The organism is Methylocaldum sp. RMAD-M (assembly GCF_017832375.1).
Taxonomy (GTDB): Bacteria; Pseudomonadota; Gammaproteobacteria; order Methylococcales; family Methylococcaceae; genus Methylocaldum.
On record NZ_JAFIBZ010000064.1, the window covers coordinates 1 to 1,986 of the forward strand.

Sequence of the window (1,986 nt, forward strand, 5' to 3'; positions counted from 1 at the left end):
TAGGTGAACTTGACCTGGACCCCGCTGGCCTCTTGGAAGGTGGCGATCCGGCCGGCCGCGTTGAAGGTGAGCTGGTCGCGGTGCAGGGTTTCGTAACTGTAGGTGGCGTCGGCGTTCTTGATCAGCCGCGCCGCGTTACCGGGGGGCGCGTTGTAGGTACCGTGCGGTAAGGGCGGCCTAGCAAAGCCGATACCGCCGCAGGGGTAGCCGCAATCCATCCGGCGCATTACGCGACGCGAACGCACCCTACACGAGCTACTCCGAAAATAGACATCTAGACTCGGCTTTAGATCGTTCCCGAAGAATCTCAACTGCTTCATTGAAAGCAGCTTCCGTTGCGCGACTTGCGACTACAATCTCATCTAAGTCACGACACTGCCGCATTAATTCGTTCTTAACTAATGGATGGTTTAAGACGGCTTTTTCCCCATCTTGACTGCTTACGTCTATCTTATGGGCGTTAATTACGAAATTATCGACCGCCTCATAGACGCGTCTTGCAGCCCAGATCGCATCCTGCGTATCTCCCGTCAACAGTAGCCGCAGACAGTAAACCACCGTTGCCGCAGCGTCCTCGGCATATGGAACACCAACTTCCCATGCGTCATCTTCAGTTGGCAGTACAGCCATACAGCGCTCTAATAGCGAATTGACTACGGTTGGATCAATAATCCTTGACTTTGTGGCGTCCCAGACATAGGAAAGCGCTTCCGAATAAGTCGAAAGATCGGTAGGTTTTCGATTTGCAACCCGCGCATATTCTGCATAGCAAGGGAAAATTCTTTGTGCGCATGACACAGCAAACGCACATTTGGCTTCTTTGGAAAGCTGATCTAAGACAGTCTTTAGAACAGACTCTGAAAAAGCAGCGGTGATAGTCATAAAAGGACTTCCTTCGCTCCAGACCGATTTGACAGTCTGGAGCGATCTTTCTACGAAGGTGCTTGCCAAGCCTCAGTCGTTTGCCTCAATTTTACTTTAAATTACCAACAATTCCGCCAGCAACCCCGCCGCCTAGAGCGGAAAGAGTACCTGAAGTACTACTTGGCCATACTACTGATTGTGCACCGACGATTTTGCCCCCCGTAGCCTCTATAACGCTCGCACATGTCGGACAGATTGATCGAGTCACCTCCATGGCTTGTAGCCTTGCTCCCTGCTGTTGAGCATATTGAATTGCTGTGATCTCGGCATGGGCACCGGGAAGTTTAGCCGTATCCATTTCGAGGCTTTGAGCAAGGCTACGCTGTGCCGGGGTTAAATCACGAGCGCCCCCCGCAACGACAGTTCCTCGAGAAGTGCTTAGAACCGCAGTTGTACGCTGAGCCTGGGCAATTGGATCTAGCACACTGTGAACTTGGTTGGCCTGTGTCGCTAGCTTAGTGGATCTAGCTGCCTGAAAGATGGCAGTAGCCTTACTTGTCAACCCCGCTCCAACCGCTCCGAGTGTCGCGTCTAAGGCAATCGCCCTCGCGTCAAAAATATCTCCCCCCGTCAATCCGCGGATGATACCTCCCATAACAACACTTGTGGCTGCACCAATGCACATGGGGCAGTTCCCCGACGGATCGGTCAGGTTAACCGGATCATTCCCGACATAAGCATACAGGTTCAGATCGTCCTGATAGCCGATCGGGTCGGTCTGGAGGAACCGCCCCAAGGCCGGCGAATACATCCTCGCCTTGTAGTGGTACAGGTTCAATTGGCCGAGGAGCTGCTGGCCGGTGTAGCGGAACCGGACGCCGGTCGCGACGTTGGGCTCGCCCCACGGGCCGTAGCTGTAGACGGCGGTCGAGGCGCCGGAGCCATCCGCCGTGGCGACGATGGAACCCAGGTGATCGCCATACAGCCAGGTCTTGGTGGTCGTGCCCGCCCCTTCGTACCAGACCAGCGGCTCGTCGACGCCGGGGCCGTGGACGTAGCGGCGGAGGAGATTGCCCGAGCCGTCGTACTCGGCCAAGAGGTCCTGGCCGTCGTAGAGGAGGT

The 1,986-nt window shown here is 55.4% G+C and carries 3 protein-coding genes; all 3 read right to left on the bottom strand.

The genetic code is table 11. From position 1 onward, the window contains the following. On the bottom strand, positions 1-218 hold a 218-nt coding region (locus tag JOD69_RS24405; protein ID WP_210024368.1), incomplete at its 3' end, for a hypothetical protein. Between the two features lie 37 nt (positions 219-255). Further along, a complete protein-coding gene (locus JOD69_RS24410; RefSeq protein ID WP_156882060.1) occupies positions 256-882 on the bottom strand; it encodes a DUF416 family protein in 627 nt (208 codons plus the stop codon). Between the two features lie 91 nt (positions 883-973). Continuing rightward, the coding region (locus tag JOD69_RS24415; RefSeq protein WP_280860368.1) for an RHS repeat-associated core domain-containing protein at positions 974-1,986 on the bottom strand (1,013 nt) is incomplete at its 5' end.